This is a genomic window from Mycobacterium sp. NTMscope_MAC_12 (genome assembly GCF_976985675.1).
In genome coordinates this window covers 2,929,043-2,950,312 of sequence record NZ_CDRJYY010000001.1, presented here as the reverse complement: position 1 = coordinate 2,950,312, position 21,270 = coordinate 2,929,043, and the positions used below count along the sequence as shown (strand labels likewise).

The window sequence follows — 21,270 nt, the reverse complement described above, 5'->3', positions numbered from 1 at the left end:
TGGGTCGAAAGGGCCAATGGGGGACTGGCGCTGTGAGTGACACGAAAGGCCGCGTTCGATGAACGGCAACACCGAAGAGCTCGTCCGGGCCCTTCGCCAATCGCTGAAGGATAACGAGCGGCTCAAGCGCGAGAACCGCCAATACCTTGCCGCCACCACCGAACCCGTCGCGCTGGTCGGCATGGGATGCCGCTATCCCGGTGGTGTCGATTCGCCAGAGGCGTTGTGGGAGATGGTGGTTGAGGGCCGCGACGTGGTATCGGAGTTCCCGTCGGACCGCGGCTGGGCCTTGGCCGGGCTCTTCGATGCGGATCCGGACGCGGTCGGGAAGTCGTATGCGCGCTGTGGTGGGTTCCTTTCGGAGGTCGGGGATTTCGACGCCGCCTTCTTCGGGATCGCCCCCAGCGAGGCGCTGGCGATGGACCCGCAGCAACGCCTGCTGCTCGAGGTGTCGTGGGAGGCGTTGGAGCGGGCCGGAATTGACCCCGTCACCCTGCGCGGTTCGTCGACCGGCGTGTTCGCCGGGATCTTCCACGGCTCCTACGGTGGCCAGGGTCGGGTGCCGGGACACCTGGAGCGGTACGGCCTGCGCGGCTCGACGCTGAGTGTGGCATCCGGGCGGGTGGCCTACTCGTTGGGGCTGGAGGGCCCGGCGGTCTCGGTCGACACGGCGTGTTCGTCGTCGTTGGTGGCCCTGCATCTGGCGGCGCAGTCGTTGCGTTCCGGCGAGTGCGATCTGGCGCTGGCCGGCGGCGTGACCGTGATGGCCACACCGGCGATGTTCATCGAATTCAGCCGGCAGCGGGCGCTGGCCGCCGACGGCCGGTGCAAGGCCTATGCGGGCGCGGCCGACGGCACCGGGTTTTCCGAAGGCGTCGGCGTGCTCGTGCTGGAGCGGCTGGCCGACGCGCGCCGGCTGAGGCATCCGGTCCTGGCGGTGGTGCGGGGCTCCGCGGTGAACCAGGACGGCGCGTCCAACGGGCTGGCGACGCCCAACGGGCCCTCACAGCAACGGGTGATCCGGGCGGCACTGGCCAACGCGCGGCTGGGCACCGCGGACGTCGACCTGGTGGAAGGGCACGGCACCGGCACCACGCTGGGGGATCCGATTGAGGCGCAAGCACTTCTGGCGACCTACGGGCAGGACCGGCCGGCGAATCGGCCGCTGTGGCTGGGGTCGATCAAATCCAACATGGGTCACACGTCGGCCGCGGCCGGCGCCGGCGGAGTGATCAAGATGGTGCAGGCGATCCGCCACGGGGTGATGCCCAAGACACTGCACGTGGATGAGCCGACGCCGCACGTGGACTGGTCGGCCGGGGCGGTGTCGCTGCTGACCGAAGCGCGCCCCTGGTCGACGCCTGACCGGCCGCGCCGCGCGGGCGTCTCGTCGTTCGGCATCAGCGGCACCAATGCGCACGTCATCGTGGAGCAATATGCACCGGAGCCCGAAAGCGCCGCGCCCTCAGGCGATGACGTGGTGGTGCCGTGGGTGCTCTCGGCCAGGTCGGCCGAGGCGCTGTCGAACCAGGCGGCGCGGCTGCTGGCGCACGTGAAGGCCCACCCCGCTCTGCGGGTGGTCGACGTGGGCTGGTCGCTGATTTCGACGCGGTCGCGCTTCGAACACCGCGCGGTGATCGTGGGCGCCACCGGCGCGCAGCTGCTGCGCTACCTGGCCGAATTGGCGGCCGGCGAACAGGGCGCCGGCGTCGCGGCGGGGCGGGCGCAGTCGCCCGGCAAGACGGTGTTCGTGTTCCCCGGCCAGGGATCGCAATGGCCCGGTATGGGCGCCCAATTGCTGGACAGCTCAACGGTATTCGCCGAGCACCTGCACCGCTGCGCTGACGCGCTCGCCGAACACGTCGATTGGTCGCTGATCGACGTGATCCGCGGCGCGCCGGCCGCGCCCGGACTGAACCGGGTGGACGTGGTGCAGCCGGCGCTGTGGGCGGTCATGGTGTCGCTGGCCGAGTTGTGGCGTTCGGTGGGTGTGACCCCCGATGCCGTGATCGGCCATTCGCAGGGCGAAATCGCGGCGGCCTGTGTGACGGGGGCGCTGTCGCTCGAAGACGCCGCCCGGGTGGTGGCGCTGCGCAGCAAGCTGCTGGTGGGGTTGTCGGGCCGGGGTGGCATGGTCTCGCTGGCCTGCGGCCTGCCGCGCGCGGAGCAACTGATCGCGGCATGGGGTGAGCGCTTGAATATCGCCACGGTCAACGGTGTTTCGGCGGTGGTGGTGTCCGGCGAGGTGGACGCGCTGACCGAGTTGATGCAGCGGTGCGAAGCCGACAACATTCGCGCCCGCCGCATCGACGTCGACTACGCCTCGCATTCCGCTGCGGTGGACGCGATCCGGGAGCCGCTCGCCGCGGCGCTGAACGGCATCGCGCCGCGGTCGTCCTCGGTCGCGTTCTTCTCCACCGTGACCGGTGAACTCATGGACACCGCGGGACTGGACGCCGACTACTGGTTCCGCAGCATCCGGCAGACGGTGCAATTCGAGCGGGCGATACGCAGCGCGTGCGACGCGGGCTATCAGTCGTTCATCGAGTCCAGCCCGCACCCCGTGCTGATGGCCGCCATCGAAGAGACGATGCCCGACAGCGAACAGGGCTGCGTGATTCCGTCGTTGGGCCGCGATGACGGCGGCCTGGACCGCTTCTGGCTCTCGGCCGGACAGGCGTTTGTGGCGGGCGTCGCTGTGGACTGGGGTGCCGCGCTTGCCGGCCTGGGCGGCCGGCGCGTCGACCTGCCGACATACGGGTTTGTGCGGCAACACTTTTGGCTTCCCGGCGGGTCGACCGGATCGTATGACGTCGCCACCCTGGGCGTCGACGGCGCCGAACACGGGCTGCTCGGCGCGGTGGTGCCGCGCCCCGATTCCCGCGGTGTGGTGCTGACGGGCCGCTTGTCGACGGCCGCCCACCCGTGGTTGGCCGATCACGCGGTGGGCGAGACGGTGTTGTTCCCGGGTGCGGGATTCGTCGAGCTGGCCATCCGTGCGGGTGACGAGGTCAGCTGCGGAGTGCTCGACGAGTTGACGCTGTCGACGCCGCTGGTGCTGCCCGCCGCTGACGGTGTGCAGGTGCAACTGGTGGTCGGCGCGCCCGGCGAGTCGGGTCAGCGGCGGCTGTCGGTGTATTCGGATGCCGCGCAGCCGGGTTCGGAGTGGGTGTTGCATGCCGAGGGCCTGTTGCGGCCGGGGGTGGTGACGCCGGCCGCGGACCTCTCGGTGTGGCCACCCGTCGGCGCGGCCGCGGTCGAGGTCTCCGACGCCTATGCCCGGCTCGCGCAGCGCGGCTACGAATACGGGCGCGCATTCCGGGGATTGCGGGCGATGTGGCGGCGCGGGGACGAGATCTTCGCCGAGGTCACCGTGCCCGATGACGCCGCCGCGGCCGAAGGCGGCTTCGGCATCCATCCCGTGCTGTTGGACGCCGCGCTGCACGCGATCGGTGTCGCCGGCGAGCAGGACCAGACCGCGCTGCCGTTCTCGTGGCAGGGCGTGTCGTTGCACGCGTCGGGCGCCGCGCGGGCGCGCGTTCGCATCGCGCCGGCCGGCGCCGGGGCGGTCTCGGTGGAATTGGCGGACGGCGCGGGGCTGCCGGTGCTGTCGGTGGGCTCGCTGGCGATGCTCCCGGTCTCCGCCGAGCAGTTGACGGTCGCGGCGGCCCCCGAGCGGCGTCCGCTCGCCGAGGGATTGCTCGACGTGACCTGGTCGCCGATCTCACTGGGCGGCGACAGCGCTGGCGCGAAGGCCACGCTGTGGGAGGTGGCCGATCATGCGGGCGACGTGGTGAAGTCGGTGCACGCGGCGGCTACCGAAGCCTTGGAGGTGCTGCAATCGTGGTTGCGCGCCGACGGTGCCGGGGTGCTGGCCGTGCAGACCCGCGGGGCGGTCGCGCTTGCCGGGGAAGACGTTTCGGACCTGGCCGGCGCCGCGGTATGGGGCCTGGTGCGCTCGGCCCAAGCCGAGCACCCGGGCCGCATGGTGCTGATCGACTCCGATGGATCGCTGGATGCCCACGCGGTAATCGGCTGCGGTGAACCGCAAGTGGTGGTCCGCCGGGGCGTCGCCTACGCGGCCCGGCTGCGGCCGGCGCGAGCGGACTCCGCGGTCAGCCTGTCGGCTGGTGGCTGGCGGCTGGACGCCGGTGGCGAGGGCACCCTGGAGGACCTGGTCGTAAGCCATTGCCCGCGAGCCGAATTGACCGCCGGACAGGTGCGGGTGGCGGTGGCCGCGGTCGGCGTCAACTTCCGCGATGTGCTGGTGGCCCTCGGGATGTATCCCGGCGGCGGCCGGTTGGGCGCCGAGGGCGCCGGTGTGGTCGTCGAGGTCGCCCCCGACGTGACCGGCGTGGCGGTCGGTGATCACGTGATGGGGCTGTTGGGGGTCGTCGGCTCCGAGGCGGTGGTGGACCAGCGATTGGTGACGCCGGTGCCGCAGGGGCTGTCGCTGGTCGTGGCGGCGGGCGTGCCGGTGGTGTTCCTCACGGCCCTGTACGGGTTGTCGGTGCTGGCGGGGCTGCGGGCCGGGGAACGGGTATTGGTGCACACCGCCACCGGGGGAGTGGGCATGGCCGCGGTCCAACTGGCGCGGCACTGGGGTGCGGAGGTATTCGTCACCGCCAGCCGCGGCAAGTGGGATACCTTGCGCGCGATGGGATTCGACGACGAACACATCGGGGATTCGCGCACGCTCGAGTTCGAGGCGAAGTTCCGTGCGGTGGCGGGCGACCGGCCTTTCGATGTGGTGCTCAATTCCCTGGCAGGCGAGTTCACCGACGCGTCGCTGCGGCTATTGGCCGCGGGCGGGCGATTCATCGAGATGGGCAAGACCGACGTCCGCGACCCGCACGTCGTCGCCGACCAGTACCGGGGCGCCCAGTACCGGGCCTTCGACCTGTTGGAGGCCGGCCCCGACCGCACCGCGGCCATGCTGGCCGAGATCGTAGGGCTGTTGACGGCCGGGGTCTTAATACCGTTGCCGCAGAAGACGTTCGACGTTCGATGCGCCTCGGCGGCCTACCGGTACGTCAGCCAGGCCCGCCACATCGGCAAGGTCGCGCTCACCGTTCCGTCGGGACCCGGTGAGGTGCTCAGCGGGTGCGGCGGCGGCCTGGCGGGGGCCACCGTCGTGATCACCGGCGGCACCGGGATGGCCGGCTCGGCGCTGGCCCGCCACCTCGTCGACCGTTACGGGGTGGCCCACGTGGTGCTGGTCAGCCGTGCCGGCGCGGCGGCGGCCGGGGTCGCGGAATTGGTGGACGGGTTGCAGCGGGCCGGCGCCGAGGTGACGGTGGAGGCCTGCGACGCCGCCGATCCTGACGCGGTGGCGGCGATGCTGGCCCGGATACCGGCGCGGTATCCGCTGCGCGGTGTCGTCCACGCCGCCGGGATCCTCGACGACGGATTGATCTCGTCGCTGACCCCGGATCGGGTGGACGCGGTGCTGCGGGCCAAGGTCGACGGGGCCTGGAACCTGCACCAGCTCACCCGGCACCTGGATTTGTCTGCGTTCGTGGTGTTTTCGTCGATGGCCGGGATCGTGGGAACCCCGGGGCAGGCCAACTACGCGGCGGCCAACAGTTTCCTCGACGGGCTGGCCTCATACCGGCGCGCCCACGGCCTTGCGGGCCTGTCGCTGGCCTGGGGCCTGTGGGAGCAGGCCTCGGCGATGACGGCGCACCTCGGTGACCGGGACAAGGCGCGGATGAGCAGGATCGGGCTGGCGCCGCTGTCCACCGGGCAGGCCCTGGCGGCGTTCGACGCCGCGATGCTCGCCGACCGGCCGGTGTTGGTGGCCGCCGGCCTGGACCGGGCCGCCCTGTCGGACAACGTCGCCGCGCTGCCGCCGCTGTTGCGCGAACTCGCCGCCGGCCCGGCGCGGCGCGTCGTCGACGACACGGACGCCGCCGCGTCCGGCACCGGTCTCAGCGCGCGCCTACACGGTCTGAGCCCCGAAGCCCGGCAGCGCGAATTGGTCGACCTCGTTCGCGGCAACGCCGCGATGGTGTTGGGGGTGTCGAACCCGGCCGACATCAATGTCGGCCGCGCGTTCCAGGAGCTCGGCTTCGATTCGCTGACCGCCGTCGAACTGCGTAACCGCCTCAAAAACGCCACGGGCCTTACCCTTTCGCCGACCCTGATCTTCGACTACCCGACACCGACCGTGCTGGCCGGACACCTGGACACCCAACTGGCGGGGTCGGACACCGACGTCCAGCCGAACCTGATGGCCCGCGTCAACGACATCACCCGCGAACTGCAGGCGCTGCTGGGCGCGCCCAACTGGAGTGCCGACGAGCGCTCGGCGCTGCGGGCCCGCATCCACACGCTGCTCAGCGCCATTGCGCCGGGCGACCCGCCCGACTCCGAACCCCTCGACGATGACCTCGAAGCCGCCACCGAAAGCCAACTCTTTGCGATCCTCGATGACGAACTCGGCCGCTGACCCCCCGCCGGGAGCGACGATGCCGGGCACCGCGCAGCACGTCGACTACCTGAAACGCCTCACGGCGGATCTCAGGCGGACCCGGCGGCGCGTCGCGGAACTGGAAGGCCGGCTGTCCGAGCCGGTGGCGGTGGTGGGCATGGCCTGCCGCTACGCCGGTGGGGTGGACACGCCGGAAGCCCTGTGGGAGCTGGTCGTCGAGGGCCGGGACACGGTATCGGACTTTCCGCTCGATCGCGGCTGGGACGTCGAGGGCCTCTACGACCCGGATCCGGACGCCAAAGGCAAGATGTACACCCGCCACGGCAGCTTCCTGCAGGACGCAGGTGAATTCGACGCCGGATTCTTCGGCATCGGGCCCAGCGAGGCGCTCGCCATGGATCCGCAGCAAAGGATGATGCTGGAAATCTGCTGGGAGGCGTTGGAGCGCGCGGGAATTGACCCCTTCGCGCTGCGCGGCACGGCGACCGGAGTCTTCGCGGGCGTCATCCACGCCGGATATGGAGGCGAGGTGAAGGGCGAGCTGGAGGGCTACGGCCTCACCGGCTCGACCCTGAGCGTCACCTCGGGCCGGGTGTCGTACGTGTTGGGGCTGGAAGGGCCGGCGGTGTCGGTGGACACCGCGTGCTCGTCCTCGTTGGTCTCCATGCATCTGGCCGCGCAGTCGTTGCGGTCCGGGGAATGCGACCTGGCGCTGGCCGGTGGCGTCACCGTCATGGCGACCCCCGCGGCGTTCGTCGAGTTCAGCCGGCAACGGGCGTTGGCCCCCGATGGTCGCTGCAAGGTGTATGCCGGTGCGGCGGACGGGACTTCGTGGTCGGAAGGCGCGGGCGTGCTGGTGCTGGAGCGGCTGGCCGATGCGCGGCGCCTCGGACATCCGGTCTTGGCGCTGTTGCGGGGCACGGCGGTGAACCAGGACGGCGCGTCCAACGGCCTGACCGCACCCAACGGGCCGTCGCAGCAACGGGTCATCCGGGCTGCGTTGGCCAGCGCCGGGTTGACGGCGGCGGACGTGGACGTCGTGGAGGGGCACGGGACCGGGACGGTGCTCGGCGACCCCATCGAGGCGCAGGCGCTGCTCGCGACGTACGGGCAGGACCGCCCGGCGGACCGGCCGCTGTGGCTGGGATCGATCAAATCCAACATCGGCCACACCTCGGCCGCGGCGGGAGTGGCCGGGGTGATCAAGATGATCCAGGCGATGCGGCACGGGGTGATGCCCCAGACGCTGCACGTGGATGCCCCGTCGCCGCACGTGGATTGGTCGGCCGGCGCGGTGTCGCTGCTGACCGAGCCGCGGCCGTGGCCGGATCACGGCGGGCCGCGGCGGGCGGGCGTCTCCTCCTTCGGGATCAGCGGCACCAACGCGCACGTGATCGTCGAGCAGGCCCCCGCCGACCCCGGACCGGAGCCGGACGGCGAGGCCCCGCGCGACGACTCGAATCCGATTGTGCCGTGGGTGGTTTCGGCCCGGTCGCCCGACGCGCTGACCGGTCAGGCCCAACGCCTGCTGGACCACCTGGGCGCCGACCCGGGTGCGCCCGCGGTGGACGTGGGCTGGTCGTTGGCGACCACCCGGGCGCCGTTCGAGCACCGCGCGGTGCTGATCGGCGCCGATCGGGCGGGCTTGATGGCGGGGCTGACGGGGCTGGCGTCCGGGGCGCCGGTCCCGGGCGCGATCACCGGGCGCACCCGCTCGGTGGGCAAGCGGGTGTTCGTGTTTCCCGGTCAGGGTTCGCAGTGGCTGGGCATGGGTGCCGCCTTGTACGCACGATTTCCGGTGTTCGCCCGGGCCTTTGACGAGGCCGTGGCGGCGGTGGACGGCCATTCCCGGCTGCCGTTGCGCGAGGTGATGTGGGGCGCCGACGCGGAGTTGTTGCAGAGCACCGAATTTGCCCAGCCGGCGCTGTTCGTGCTGGAGATCGCGTTGGCCGCGCTGTGGGAATCTTTCGGCGTCACGCCAGATGTGGTGATCGGCCACTCGGTGGGGGAGATCGCCGCGGCCTGCGTCGCCGGCGCGCTCTCGCTGCCCGATGCGGCACGACTGGTGGCCGCCCGGGGCCGATTGATGGCGCAGCTGCCGCCCGGTGGGGTGATGATGGCCGTGACCGCCACCGAGGCCGACGTGGCGCCCCTGCTGAACGCTGACGTCGGCATCGCGGCGGTCAACGGCCCGCAATCGCTGGTGCTTTCGGGATCGGAGTCGGCGGTGAAGGCCGTCGCGGACCGCCTGGCGGACGGCGGCGCCCGGGTGCGGCAGCTGGCGGTCTCGCACGCGTTCCACTCGCCGCTGATGGAACCCATGATGAGGGACTTCTCCGCGGTGGCGGCCGGCATGTCGGCCCGCGAGCCGCGGATCGCGTTGGTGTCCAACCTGACCGGGCAACTGGCCGGCCCCGACTATGGGTCGGTCGCGTACTGGGTCGACCACGTGCGCCGGCCGGTGCGGTTCGTCGACGGCGTGCAGCTGGCCGAATCGCTGGGCGCCGGCGTGTTTCTGGAGGTCGGCCCCGGCGCGGCGTTGACGGCCGCGGTCGACCAGTCCGTGACGACCGACCGCGCGATGTCGGTGGTGTCGATGGCCAAGGGCCGCCCCGAGGTCGACTCGCTGCTGTCGGCGGCCGGCCAGCTGTTCGCGACCGGTTCGGACGTGGACTGGTCCGCGTCATTCACCGGGCTGAACGCCCGCCGGATCGCGTTGCCGACGTATGCCTTTGTGCGGCGCCGGTTTTGGCTCTCGAGCGATTCGGTGGGGTCGGCGAACATCGCCAGCCTGGGCCTGGCCGAGGCCGAGCACGCGCTGCTGGGTGCGGTGGTGGACCGGCCGGATTCCGGCGGCGTGGTGTTGACCGGGCGGCTGTCGACGGCGGCTCAGCCCTGGCTGGCCGACCACGCGGTGGGCGGCACCGTGCTGTTTGCCGGGGCGGGCTTCGTGGAGCTGGCGTTGCGGGCCGGTGACGAGGTCGGCTGCTCGGTGATCGAGGAGCTGACGCTGTCGGCGCCACTGGTGGTTCCGTCGGTGCCGGCGGGCGGCGTCGTGCAGCTTCAGGTGGTGGTGGACGCCCCCGGCGACACGAGGGCGCGGGCAATCTCCGTGTATTCACGTGTCGCGCAATCGGATTGGACGTTGCATGCCGAAGGCGTGTTGCGCGACGGCGGCGCCGCCCCGGCGACGGATCTGTCGGTGTGGCCGCCGGCCGGTGCGGACGCGGTGGACGTGGCCGGCGCGTACGACGACCTGGCGGCCCGGGGCTACGGGTACGGCCCGGCGTTTCAGGGGCTGCGGGCCGTGTGGCGGCGTGGGACCGAGACTTTCGCCGAGGTCGAACTCCCGCAGCACGCGGGAGTCGCGACCGGTGGCTTCGGCATCCATCCGGTGGTCCTGGACGCGGCGTTGCACGCGCTCGGGGTGGCCGACGAGCGGATCGAGGCGGTGTTGCCGTTCTCCTGGCAGGGCGTGAGCCTGTACGCCGCCGGAGCGTCGCGGGTCCGGGTGCGGCTGGCGCCCGTCGGCATTGGCGCCGTGTCGGTCGATCTGGCCGACGCGTCGGGCCTGCCGGTGCTGTCGGTGCGGGAGCTGGTGACACGCGCAGTGTCGGCCGAGCAGTTGACGGCCGCGGTGGCGGCGCGCTCCGGCAGCGGCGAGCTCCTGGACGTGGTGTGGTCGCCGGTTGCTCTCCCGGGCAATAGCGTTGGCGAGAAGGTCACGGTATGGGAGCCGCCGCCCGGCGCCTCGGTCGCCTCGGTGTACACGGCCACCCACGAGACGCTGGGCGTCCTGCAATCCTGGCTGTCCGGCGACGACGCCGGGGTCCTGGTGGTGCAGACCCGCGGGGCGGTGACCCTGTCGGCTGACGACGTCCCCGACCTGGCCGGCGCGGCGGTCTGGGGGCTGGTGCGCTCGGCGCAGGCTGAGCACCCGGGCCGCATCGTGCTGGTCGACACCGATGGATCGCTGGACGTCGCGGCGGTGATCGGTTGCGGCGAACCGCAATTGGTGGTGCGCGACGGCGTTGCCCACAGCGCCCGGCTGAAGCCGGCCGGCCAGCGGGCGCTGTTGCGGTTACCCGAGCCGCCGTCGGTGTGGCGGCTGGCCGCCGGCGATGCCGGGACGCTGGAGGATCTGGCGGTGCAGGAGTATCCGCCGGCGAACTTGGAAGCCGGTCAGGTGCGGGTGAAGGTGGCCGCGGCCGGGGTGAATTTCCGGGATGTGCTGGTGGCGCTGGGCATGTATCCCGGTGCCGCGCAGTTGGGCGCCGAGGGCGCCGGCGTCGTGACCGAAGTCGGTTCCGGCGTCACCGATGTGGCCGTGGGTGACGCGGTGATGGGGATATTCGGGCTGGCGGGCTCGGAAGCGGCCGTCGATCGCCGACTGGTGACGCGGGCGCCTCGGGGCTGGTCGATGGCCCAGGCCGCGGGCGTGCCGGTGGTGTTTCTGACCGCGTATTACGGGCTGTCGGTGCTGGCCGGGCTGCGGGCGGGCCAACGAGTGCTGGTGCACGCGGCCACCGGCGGGGTGGGCATGGCCGCGGTGCAGCTGGCCCGGCATTGGGGTGCGGAGGTATTCGCGACGGCGAGTCGCGGCAAATGGGACACGCTGCGCGCCATGGGATTCGACGACGCGCACATCGCGGATTCGCGGACGCTGGACTTCGAGCAGAAGTTCCGCGCCGCGGTGGGCGCCGGGGGCTTCGACGTGGTGCTCAACTCCCTGGCCGGCGAATTCAACGATGCATCGTTGCGGCTCTTGGGCCCCGGCGGTCGTTTCATCGAGATGGGCAAGACCGATCTGCGTGATCCGGATGTCGTCGCGCACGCCCACCCCGGCGTGGGGTACCGCGCCTTCGACCTGATGGAGGCCGGCCCGGATCGCATCGCGGAGATGCTGGCCGAGTTGATGGGGTTGTTCGCCAGTGGGGTCTTGGCGCCGTTGCCGGTCAAGGCTTTTGACGCACGCTGCGCCGCCGACGCCTATCGCTTTGTGAGCCAGGCTCGCCACATCGGCAAGGTGGTGCTCACCATGCCGGACGGGCCCGCGGGGCTGGCGGGCGGGACCGCGCTCATCACCGGCGGCACCGGCATGGCGGGTGCGGCCGTGGCCCGTCACCTCGTCGAGCGGCACCGGGTGCCTCACGTGATGCTGGTCAGCCGCAGCGGGGAGCGGGCGGCCGGAATGGCCGAGCTGGCCGGCGAATTGCGCGACGCGGGGGCCTCGGTGTCGGTGGTCGCCTGCGACGTCGGCGACCGGGACGCGCTGGCGGCCGTGCTGGCGCAGGTGCCCTCGCAGTGCCCGCTGCGGTCGGTGTTCCACGCCGCCGGGGTGATCGACGACGCGGTCATCGCGTCATTGACGCCCGCGCGGGTCGATACGGTGTTGCGCGCCAAGGTCGACGGCGCCTGGAACCTCCACGAGCTGACCAAAGAACTGGATTTGTCAGCGTTCGTGGCCTTTTCGTCCATGGCCGGCATCGTGGGTGCGCCGGGTCAGGGCAACTATGCGGCGGCCAACAGCTTCCTCGACGCGCTGGCGGCCCATCGGCGCGCTCGGGGACTGTCGGGGTTGTCGGTGGCGTGGGGGATGTGGGAAGAGCCATCGGCGATGACACACCACCTCGGTGAGGTCGACCGGGCCAGGATGAGCCGGGCCGGCCTGAGCGCGTTGACCACTCGGCAAGCGCTGGAGCTGCTGGACGCCGCGCTGCTCGGCGAGCAGCCCATGGTGGTGGGCACCCGCCTCGACCGGGGCGCGCTGGCTCAGCACAGCGCCACGCTGCCGCCGCTGCTGAGCCAGTTGGCCACCCGCCCGGCCCGCCGGGTCCTGGAGCACACCGACATGGTGTCCCTGACGGGCCTGCGGGCGCGGTTGGACGGCATGAGTCCCGAACAGCGACAAGCAGAATTGGTGGAACTGGTCTGCGGCAACGCGGCCACGGTATTGGGGCACACCGGCGCGGAGGTCAACGCCGACGACGCCTTCGCTGACCTCGGCTTCGATTCGCTGACCGCCGTCGAACTGCGAAACCGGCTCAAAATCGCGACGGGGCTTACCCTTTCGCCCACGCTGATCTTCGATCACCCGACGCCGGCCGCCCTGGCCGAGCACCTCGGAACGGAGCTGGCCACCAACTCCGTAGCCGGCCCGGTCATCCCGCCCGATCGCATGGCCCGGTTCAACGACATTGCGCGGGAGCTGCACACCCTGCTCAGCCAGCCCGGGCTGAGCGCGGGCGACCGAGCGCAGCTCGTCACAAGGCTCGAAGGTCTGCTGGCGACAGCGACCGCTCCAGCGCCGGCGGCGCTGCCGGACCACCCCGAGGACCCGTTCGACGACGATCTCGCCACCGCCACCGAGAGCCAACTCTTTGCGATCCTCGACGACGAAGTCGGCCCCTGACCTTGCCCTCGACAGATGTAGCGATCATCGGGCTGGCGTGCAAGTTCCCCGGAGCGGCCGGCCCCGACTCCTTGTGGCGGCTCATCCGCGACGGTCGGGAAAACACCCAGTTCGCCGGGGAGGCAGAGCAATTCGATGCCGACTTCTTCCACCTGTCGCCGCGCGAGGCCTGCGCGATGGACCCGAGGCAACGTTTGGCCCTCGAATTGACCTGGGAGCTGTTCGAGAACGCGTTCATCGTGCCAGGCACGCTGCGGACAGAGCAGGTCTCGGTGTACCTCGGGGCGATGACGGATGACTACGCCGCCCTGACGCTGCGCGACCTCGCCGACAACCTCGACCACCACACGTTCGCCGGCATCAGCCGGGCGATGATCGCCAACAGGATCTCCTATGCCTTCGGGCTGCGGGGACCCAGCATGACCGTCGACTCCGGCCAGTCGTCGTCCCTGGTCGCGGTGCACCTCGGCTGCGAAAGCGTGCGCACCGGGCAATCGTCGCTGGCCATCGCGGGCGGCGTCCACCTCAACCTTGCCGACGAAATCGCCATGCTGGAACGGGAATTCGGTGCCGTGTCGGTGTCGGGCCACACCTACGCCTTCGATCGCCGCGCCGACGGGTACGTGCGGGGCGAAGGCGCGGGACTGGTGCTGCTGAAGCCGTTGCCGGCGGCCCTTCACGACCGCGATCGCATCCACGCCGTCATTCGGGGCAGCGCCGTCGCCAACGCCGGACACAGCTCGGCCGGCCAGACAGTGCCGTCGGCGCGCGGCGAGGCCGAGGTGATCCGCCGCGCGCTCGGCGACGCCGGCCTCGAGGCGGCAGACATCGACTATGTGGAAGCCCACGGCACGGGAACCAGGGTCGGTGACGCGGTCGAAGCGCAGGCGCTCGGTGAGGTTTTCGGTGAGCGCGCACACGATCCGGTGCTTGTGGGATCGGTGAAGACCAACATCGGCCACGCCGGTGGCGCCGCGGGGGTGGCGGGCCTGCTCAAGGCCGTCCTGGCGATTGGCCATTCGACCATTCCGGCGAGTCTCAACCACGCCGGTGCAGATCCCGAGACGGACCTGAATCGCTTTGGGCTGCACGTCAATACCGCGCCGGTGCCGTGGCCGTCGAGCGACCACCCGCGGCGGGCCGGGGTGTCCTCTTTCGGGATGGGCGGCACCAACGCGCACCTTATCGTGGAACAACCCCCCGCCCAACCGGATACGCCGCGCCCGGGCTCAGACCACGCGGTGCCGTGGGTGCTGTCGGCCCGCTCCGAACGCGCGCTGACCAATCAGGCGCAGCGGTTGTCGGCCTACGTGACCGAGCGAGCCGACCTCACCGCCCTCGACGTGGCCTGGTCGTTGGTCAGCACCCGGACGTCCTTCGAGCACCGCGCGGTCGTGGTCGGCGGCGATCATGACGGGCTGGCAACGGGATTGGCGGCGCTGGCGGCGGGGGAGTCACATTCGGGTGTGTCGGTGGGTCGGGTCACGTCGCCGGGCAAGACCGTGTTCGTCTTTCCGGGCCAGGGTTCGCAGTGGGTCGGGATGGGACGCCAACTCTACGACCGCTTCGAGGTGTTCGCCCGCGCTTTCGATGAGGCCGCCGCGGCGGTCGACGGGCACGTGCGGCTGCCGCTGCGCGAGGTGATGTGGGGCGCTGATCCGGAGTTGTTGCAGAGCACGGAGTTTGCCCAGCCGGCGTTGTTCGTGCTGGGGATCGCGCTGGCGGGGCTGTGGCAATCCTTCGGTGTCACACCGGATGTGGTGATGGGACATTCGGTGGGGGAGATCGCCGCGGCGTGTGTGGCCGGCGTGCTGTCGCTGCCGGACGCGGCGCGGCTGGTGGCGGCCCGCGGCCGGTTGATGGCGCGGCTGCCGGCTGGCGGGGTGATGGTGGCCGTCGGCGCCGGCGAGGCCGAGGTGGCCGCCTTGATGGACGGCGGGGTGAGCATCGCGGCGGTCAACGGGCCGCATTCGGTGGTGCTTTCCGGTGAGCAGACACCGGTTGCGGCGCTGGCGGACCGGCTGGCGCAATCGGGTCGGCGCGTGCACCGGTTGGCGGTCTCCCACGCGTTTCATTCGCCACTGATGGAGCCCATGCTCGACGAGTTTTCCGCCGTGGCGGCCGGTATCGAACCGCGACGCCCGCGAATCGGGTTGGTGTCGAACCTGACCGGGCTGCTGGCCGACGCCGAATATGGGTCGGCGCAGTACTGGACGGAGCATGTGCGGCAGCCGGTGCGCTTCTTCGAGGGGGTGCGCGCCGCCGAGGCGGCCGGTGCCGCGACTTTTGTGGAGCTGGGTCCGGGTGCGGCGTTGACGGCCGCGGTCGACCAGTCGCTGAGCACCGAACGGGCGGCGGCACTGGCGACCATGCCCAAGGACCGCCCCGAGACCGAATCAATCCTGGGCGCGGCCGGACAATTGTTCACCCGCGGCATCGGCGTCGACTGGGCGGGCGTCTTCGCCGGCCTGAACGCCCGGCGAGTCGAGCTGCCGACGTATGGCTTTGCGCGAGAAAGGTTTTGGCTGGGGGCCGGGCCAGGGCCGGCAGGCGAGGCGGGGGCGACGCCGGCCGCCGCCGTCACACGCTCACCCGACTTGGCCCAGCAGCTGCATGCACTGCCGCGCGACGAACAGCAGCGCGTGCTGGTCGAATTGGTGTGCGAGCACGCGGCGGCCGTGCTGGGACATCCGGGTGGGCACGCCATCGACCACGACCGCGCGTTCGGCGACCTCGGATTCGACTCGCTGATCGGGGTCGAACTGCGCAACCGCCTCACCACGCATACCGGCACGGCGTTGTCACGAACGCTGATCTTCGATTACCCGACCCCGGCCGCGCTGGCCGATCATCTCCGCCGGCAACTGCTCCATGATGATCGCGAGGAATCGGACGACGAAAAACTATGGTCCGCGCTGAAGAAGATTCCGGTGCGTGAGCTTCGCAGAACGGGATTGCTCGACAAACTCCTATTACTCGCCGGCATGTCGCAAACACCCGTCGGCGACGCAAATGACCCACGTGGTGGTGGCGACGACATCGACTCTTTGAGCCCGGACGATTTAATCGCCATGGCGCTCAATTCGGCGGATGACGAAGATATCGAATGACGAATTCCCCGCTGCCGGACATGATTACGCGCACACGACGCGGATTTAATGACACATGTGTTGAATACCCGAAACTTTTGCGAGACCCCAATCGACCGCATAAACTTCCGGCATTAAGCGGAATCGTATTCCAGCTGGTTGGCAATCAAGAGAGTAGAGCATGAGCGTCATCGCGGGTGTGTTCGGCGCTTTGCCGCCGCACCGCTACAGCCAAGGCGAAATCACCGACCAGATCGTCGAGTTCCCCGCGCTGAAGGAACACGAGGAGGTCGTGCGGCGCCTGCACGCCGCCGCCAAGGTCAACAGCCGCCACTTCGTGCTGCCGCTCGAGCGGTACCACGCGCTGACCGACTTCGGTGAGGCCAACGAGATCTTCATCGACAAGGCCGTGGACCTGGGCTGCGACGCGCTGCTGGGCGCCCTCGACGAGGCCGGGCTGACCCCGCACGACATCGACACGATCGTCACCACGACCGTCACCGGCGTCGCGGTGCCGTCGCTCGACGCCCGGATCGTCGGGCGCCTCGGCCTGCGCCCGGACGTGCGCCGGGTGCCGCTGTTCGGGCTGGGCTGCGCCGGTGGGGCGGCGGGGGTCGGCAGGCTGCACGATTACCTGCGCGGCGCGCCCGACGGCGTCGCCGCCCTGGTGTCGGTCGAGCTGTGCTCGCTGACCTTCCCCGCGGTCAGGCCGACCGTGTCGGGGCTGGTCGGGACGGCGATGTTCGGCGATGGCGCCGCCGCGGTGGTCGCCGTCGGTGACCGTCGCGCCGAGCAGCTGAGTTCGGCCGGGCCCGACATCCTCGATTCGCGCAGCCGGCTGTACCCCGAATCGCTGCACATCATGGGCTGGAACGTCGGCTCGGCGGGGATCCAGCTGGTGATGTCTCCCGAACTGCCCACCGTCATCGACCGCTACCTGGCCGACGACGTGGGCCGGTTCCTTGCCGCGCATCAGCTGACCAAGGACGACATCGCCGCGTGGGTGACGCACCCCGGCGGCCCCAAAGTCATCACCACCATCGCCAAGTGCCTCCAGCTGCCGCCCGAAGCGCACGAGCTGACCTGGCGCTCGCTCGGCGAAATCGCCAACCTGTCGTCGGCGTCGGTGCTGCATATCCTGCGGGACACCATCGCCAAGCCACCGCCCGGCGGAAGCCCCGGGGTGATGATCGCGACGGGCCCGGGCTTCGGGTCCGAACTGGTGCTGCTGCGCTGGCACTGAGCGCGTTACTTCCGTGGATGGCCCGGTTTTGTCGGTGGTGGCTGCGATGATGACGTCATGTTGTCGACCGCATGCGCTGACGCCGTGGTGGTCACTGCGAGTGACCGTCTTGAGGTGTTGTTCGAGGAGTTGGCGGAGTTGAGCGGTCAGCGCAATGCGATTGATGGGCGCATTGTGGAGATCGTGGCCGAGATTGATCGTGACCAATTGTGTGGGGTGACCGGGGCGCGCTCGGTGCCGGCGTTGGTGGCCTGGAAGCTGGGTTGTTCGTCGGCAAACGCGCACACGCTGAGCGCCATTGCGAGTCGGCTGCAGGAGTTTCCGCGCTGTGTTCAGGGTCTGCGGGAGGGTCGGTTGTCGGCCGATCAGGTCGGGGTGATTGCGACGCGCGGCGGGCAGGGATCTGATGAGCATTACGCGCAGCTGGCCGCGGTCGCCACGGTCAATCAGTTGCGTACCGCGGTCAAGCTGGAACCGCGACCCGAACCTGAACCTCGGTCCGAGTCAGAGTCAGAGTCCGAGTCCGAGTCCGAGTCCGAACCACGGCCCGCCCCCGAGCGCGAGCGTTCGATCACCTCAACTAGCACGGAGTGGGGCGCCTGTTATCGGATCACCCTTGGCCACTTGGATGCCGCGAAGTTCGACGCCGCGTTGGCCTCGCATCGTGAGGCGCTGATCGCCGAGTGGAAACACGACCACGGCGAGGAGGCGGGCGGTTCGGATCAGCGGCCCCCGTTGCCGAGTACGGTCGAGGCGTTGATGCGTCTGGTCGAGGCCGGGTGGGACGCCGAGGCCACCCGCCGGCCCCACGGGCAGCACACCACCGTGGTGGCCCACCTCGACGTCGAGCGGCGCGTGGCGGCCCTGCATTTGGGTCCGTTGCTCTCCGATGCCGAACGGCGCTTCCTGACCTGTGATGCCACCTGTGAGGTGTGGTTCGAGCGTGACGGGCGGGTTATTGGTGCCGGGCGGGCGACGCGGGTGATCAACCGGCGGCTTCGCCGCGCGCTGGAATACCGCGACCGCACGTGCGCGGTGCCTGGCTGTGGGGCCACCCGGGGCTTGCACGCCCATCACCTGTGGCACTGGGAAGACGGTGGCCCCACGGAGTTGGCCAACCTGGTGCTGGTCTGCCCGTATCACCACCGGTTGCATCATCGGGGTGTCATCACCATCACCGGACCCGCGGCCGCCCTGACCGTGACCGACGACACCGGCCGAATCCTGAGCCCGGGATCGTTGGCGCGAGCACCCACCGGGCCCCCGCCCGCGGTGGCGCCGTGTCCGGGACCGACCGGCGAGCGCGCCGACTGGTGGTGATATGACCCCTTCCAACCCCAACCACCACCGACCAACAACTAACCCGGTTCGTGGTACCGGTCGCCACCGGCCAATGCGCCGAAAGCTCAAACACGTTGGCGTATCAAGGGATTCGTTAACATTATCCGTCTCGGCCAATCCGCACCGCCATGGCCGGTGTTCGTTGCGCCTTGACCCGTCCCCCGAAAACTGTTGCCGCTCACGGCTATTCGAGCAATTCGGAGAGCTCCAGCCAGCGGCCCTCGGTCGCGGCGACCTCGTCTTCGAGCGCGCGCAGCTCCTGGGTGAGCCGGGTGACGCCGACGTGGTCGGACTGGTCGTGGGCGGCGAGTTCGTCGTGTTTGTCCTTGATCCGGTCCGCCAGCCGCGCCAGCTGGCGATCGGCGGCCGCCATCTCCTTCTCGGCGGCGCGGCGCTGGGCACCGGACATCGACGGCCGCGACGCCTGCGACGGCTGCGACGCCACCGACCCCTGCGACGCCACCGACGGCCGCGACGGCCGCGGCTCTTCGATGGCCGCCCCGTCCGCCCGCCGCTCGGCCAGCCGCAGGTATTCGTCGATGCCGCCGGGCAGGTGCCGCAACCGGCCGTCGAGCACCGCGTACTGCTGATCGGTGACCCGCTCCAGCAGGTAGCGGTCGTGCGAGACGACGATCAGCGTGCCCGCCCAGGAGTCGAGCAGATCCTCCATGGCGGCCAGCGTGTCGGTGTCCACGTCGTTGGTCGGCTCGTCGAGCAGCAAGACGTTGGGCTCGGACAGCAGCGTGAGCATCAGCTGCAGCCGCCGCCGCTCGCCGCCGGAGAGGTCCGCCACGCGGGCGGACAGGTGGCCGCGCCCGAAGCCGAGCCGCTCCAACAGCTGGGCCGGGGTGACCTCACGGCCGTCGACCTGGTAGCCGCCGGGCAGCCGGCCCAGCACGTCGGCGATCCGGTCGCCGTCGACCGCGGCCAGCGCGTCGCCCTGCTGGTCGAGCACCGCCAGCCGCACCGTCTTGCCGCGTTTGACGCGTCCCGTGTCGGGCGTGATGGTGCCGTCGATCAGTCCCAGCAGGGTCGATTTCCCGGCGCCGTTGGCCCCGACGATGCCGGTGCGCTCGCCCGGGGCGATCCGCCACTCGATGTCGCGCAGCACCGGGCGGCCGCCAAACGCGACCGACACGTCGAGCAGATCGATCACGTCCTTGCCGAGCCGCGCGGTGGCCAGCTTGGCCAACTCGACGTTGTTGCGCAGCGGGGGCACGTCGGCGATCAGCTGGTTGGCGGCCTCGATCCGGAACTTGGGCTTCGAGGTCCGCGCCGGGGCGCCGCGACGCAGCCACGCCAGTTCCTTGCGCATCAGGTTCTGCCGCTTGGCTTCGGCGACGGCGGCCATTCGGTCCCGCTCGACGCGTTGCAGCGCATAGGCCGCGTACCCGCCGTCGAACGGCTCGACGATCCCGTCGTGCACCTCCCACGTCGTGGTGGCGACCTCGTCGAGGAACCAACGGTCGTGGGTGACCAGCAGCAGCCCGCCGGTGTTGCGCGCCCAGCGCCCCCTCAGGTGGGTGGCCAGCCAGGTGATTCCCTCGATGTCCAGGTGGTTGGTGGGCTCGTCGAGCGCGATGACGTCCCATTCGCCCACCAGCAACCTGGCCAGCTGCACCCGCCGGCGCTGGCCGCCGGACAGCGTGGAAACCGTTGCCTCCCAGGCGATGTCGGAGACGAGCCCGGCGACCACGTCGCGGACCCGCGGGTCACCGGCCCACTGGTGTTCGGGGGCGTCGCCGACCAGAGTCCAGCCCACCGTGTGGTCCGGGCCCAGGGTGTCGGCTTGGCTCAGCGCGCCGACCCGCAGCCCGCTGCGCCGGGTGACCCGGCCGGAGTCGGGCTGTTGTTGGCCGGTGAGCAGGCGCAGCAGGGTGGACTTGCCGTCGCCGTTGCGCCCGACGATGCCGATCCGCGCGCCGTCGTTGACCCCGAGCGTGATCGACTCGAACACCACCTGGGTCGGGTATTCGAGGTGTACGGCCTCGGCTCCGAGTAGGTGCGCCACTGGCCCGACCCTACTGGCCTACTGGCGCGTCCCTACTCCAGCGTCAGCAGCGCCTGGTCCACCTGGCTTTGCGTTTCCGGTGACGCCTTGCTGGCCACGGCGTCCAGGAAGCGGGCGGCGACGTCGCGCACCTTGAGGTTGGACTCCTGGGAGCGCCACACCAGGATGTCGAACGCACGCTCGGCGGAAATGCCGTAGGCGATCATCAGCACGCCCTTGGCCTGCTCGATGCGGGCCCGGGCGTCGGCGACCGCCGAGAGCACATTGGTGATGTCGGTGTGCAGCGAGTCGGTGACGTCGACGTAGAAGCCGGACGTGCCGGCCGGCGCTCCGGTGTCGTCGACCATCCGATCGCCGGCGACGACGACGCAGTGGGTGCGCCCGGCGGTGTCGATGATGCGGTGCCGGCTGCTGAACGGCTTCCCCTTCATCACCCGCTCCAGCACGGCCGCCACCCGTTCGCGGTCCTCGGGATGCTTGTGTTGCAGCAACAGTTCCGTGGTGGGCTGCACCTCTCCCGGTTTGTAGCCGTGCATGCGCGCCACCGCGTCCGACCATTCCCAGCGATGGTCGTCCAGATAGAAACGGAACCGGCCGACGCGCTGAGGATCGCCGAGACCCAGTACGGAGTCGATCGCGCTGAGGTCGCTTTCCTCGACGACGTCACGCATGAGCGCCTCCTGGCGCTCCACGGTTTGGTCGTCGGAGTTCACTGTCATCGCGCCCAGCTCCAATCGCTTT

At 70.6% G+C, this 21,270-nt stretch carries 7 protein-coding genes; 5 read left to right on the top strand and 2 right to left on the bottom strand.

Going from position 1 to position 21,270, the window contains the following annotated elements:
• Positions 1-58: 58 nt before the first annotated feature.
• The 5 genes from AC0KS4_RS13525 to AC0KS4_RS13505 all read left to right on the top strand — a co-directional run bounded on the left by AC0KS4_RS13525 (position 59) and on the right by AC0KS4_RS13505 (position 18,497).
• Positions 59-6,451: a type I polyketide synthase gene (locus AC0KS4_RS13525; RefSeq protein WP_238956120.1), complete on the top strand. Its 6,393-nt coding sequence runs from the start codon at positions 59-61 to the stop codon at positions 6,449-6,451.
• Positions 6,432-12,845 carry a type I polyketide synthase gene (locus tag AC0KS4_RS13520; protein ID WP_238956119.1) on the top strand — a complete coding sequence of 2,138 codons (6,414 nt, stop codon included), beginning with the start codon at positions 6,432-6,434 and terminating at the stop codon, positions 12,843-12,845. Before AC0KS4_RS13525 ends, AC0KS4_RS13520 begins: the two co-directional genes overlap by 20 nt.
• 2 nt (positions 12,846-12,847) lie before the next feature.
• Positions 12,848-15,955: a type I polyketide synthase gene (locus AC0KS4_RS13515; protein ID WP_238956118.1), complete on the top strand. Its 3,108-nt coding sequence runs from the start codon at positions 12,848-12,850 to the stop codon at positions 15,953-15,955.
• Between the two features lie 160 nt (positions 15,956-16,115).
• Positions 16,116-17,177, top strand: coding sequence for a type III polyketide synthase (locus tag AC0KS4_RS13510; RefSeq protein WP_238956117.1), 1,062 nt, complete (start codon positions 16,116-16,118; stop codon positions 17,175-17,177).
• 57 nt (positions 17,178-17,234) lie between these two features.
• Positions 17,235-18,497 (top strand): HNH endonuclease signature motif containing protein, encoded by a 1,263-nt coding sequence (locus AC0KS4_RS13505; protein ID WP_238956116.1) that lies wholly within the window; start codon positions 17,235-17,237, stop codon positions 18,495-18,497.
• A 205-nt stretch (positions 18,498-18,702) separates the two neighbouring features.
• Here the strand turns inward: AC0KS4_RS13505 and AC0KS4_RS13500 are convergent, their stop codons facing one another.
• Complete coding sequence (locus AC0KS4_RS13500) at positions 18,703-20,529, bottom strand: ABC-F family ATP-binding cassette domain-containing protein (protein ID WP_238956115.1); 1,827 nt, start codon at positions 20,527-20,529, stop codon at positions 18,703-18,705.
• 32 nt (positions 20,530-20,561) lie between these two features.
• The gene (locus AC0KS4_RS13495) at positions 20,562-21,248 is read right to left on the bottom strand and encodes a PAS and ANTAR domain-containing protein (protein WP_238956114.1); all 687 of its coding nucleotides are present in this window, start codon (positions 21,246-21,248) and stop codon (positions 20,562-20,564) included.
• Between the last annotated feature and the right edge of the window lie 22 nt (positions 21,249-21,270).

Coding starts and splice junctions, on each gene's coding strand:
- AC0KS4_RS13505 (WP_238956116.1), top strand. CDS start 17,235: ATGTTGTCGACCGCATGCGCTGACGCCGTGGTGGTCACTGCGAGTGAC.
- AC0KS4_RS13510 (WP_238956117.1), top strand. CDS start 16,116: ATGAGCGTCATCGCGGGTGTGTTCGGCGCTTTGCCGCCGCACCGCTAC.
- AC0KS4_RS13520 (WP_238956119.1), top strand. CDS start 6,432: ATGACGAACTCGGCCGCTGACCCCCCGCCGGGAGCGACGATGCCGGGC.
- AC0KS4_RS13495 (WP_238956114.1), bottom strand. CDS start 21,248: ATGACAGTGAACTCCGACGACCAAACCGTGGAGCGCCAGGAGGCGCTC.
- AC0KS4_RS13525 (WP_238956120.1), top strand. CDS start 59: ATGAACGGCAACACCGAAGAGCTCGTCCGGGCCCTTCGCCAATCGCTG.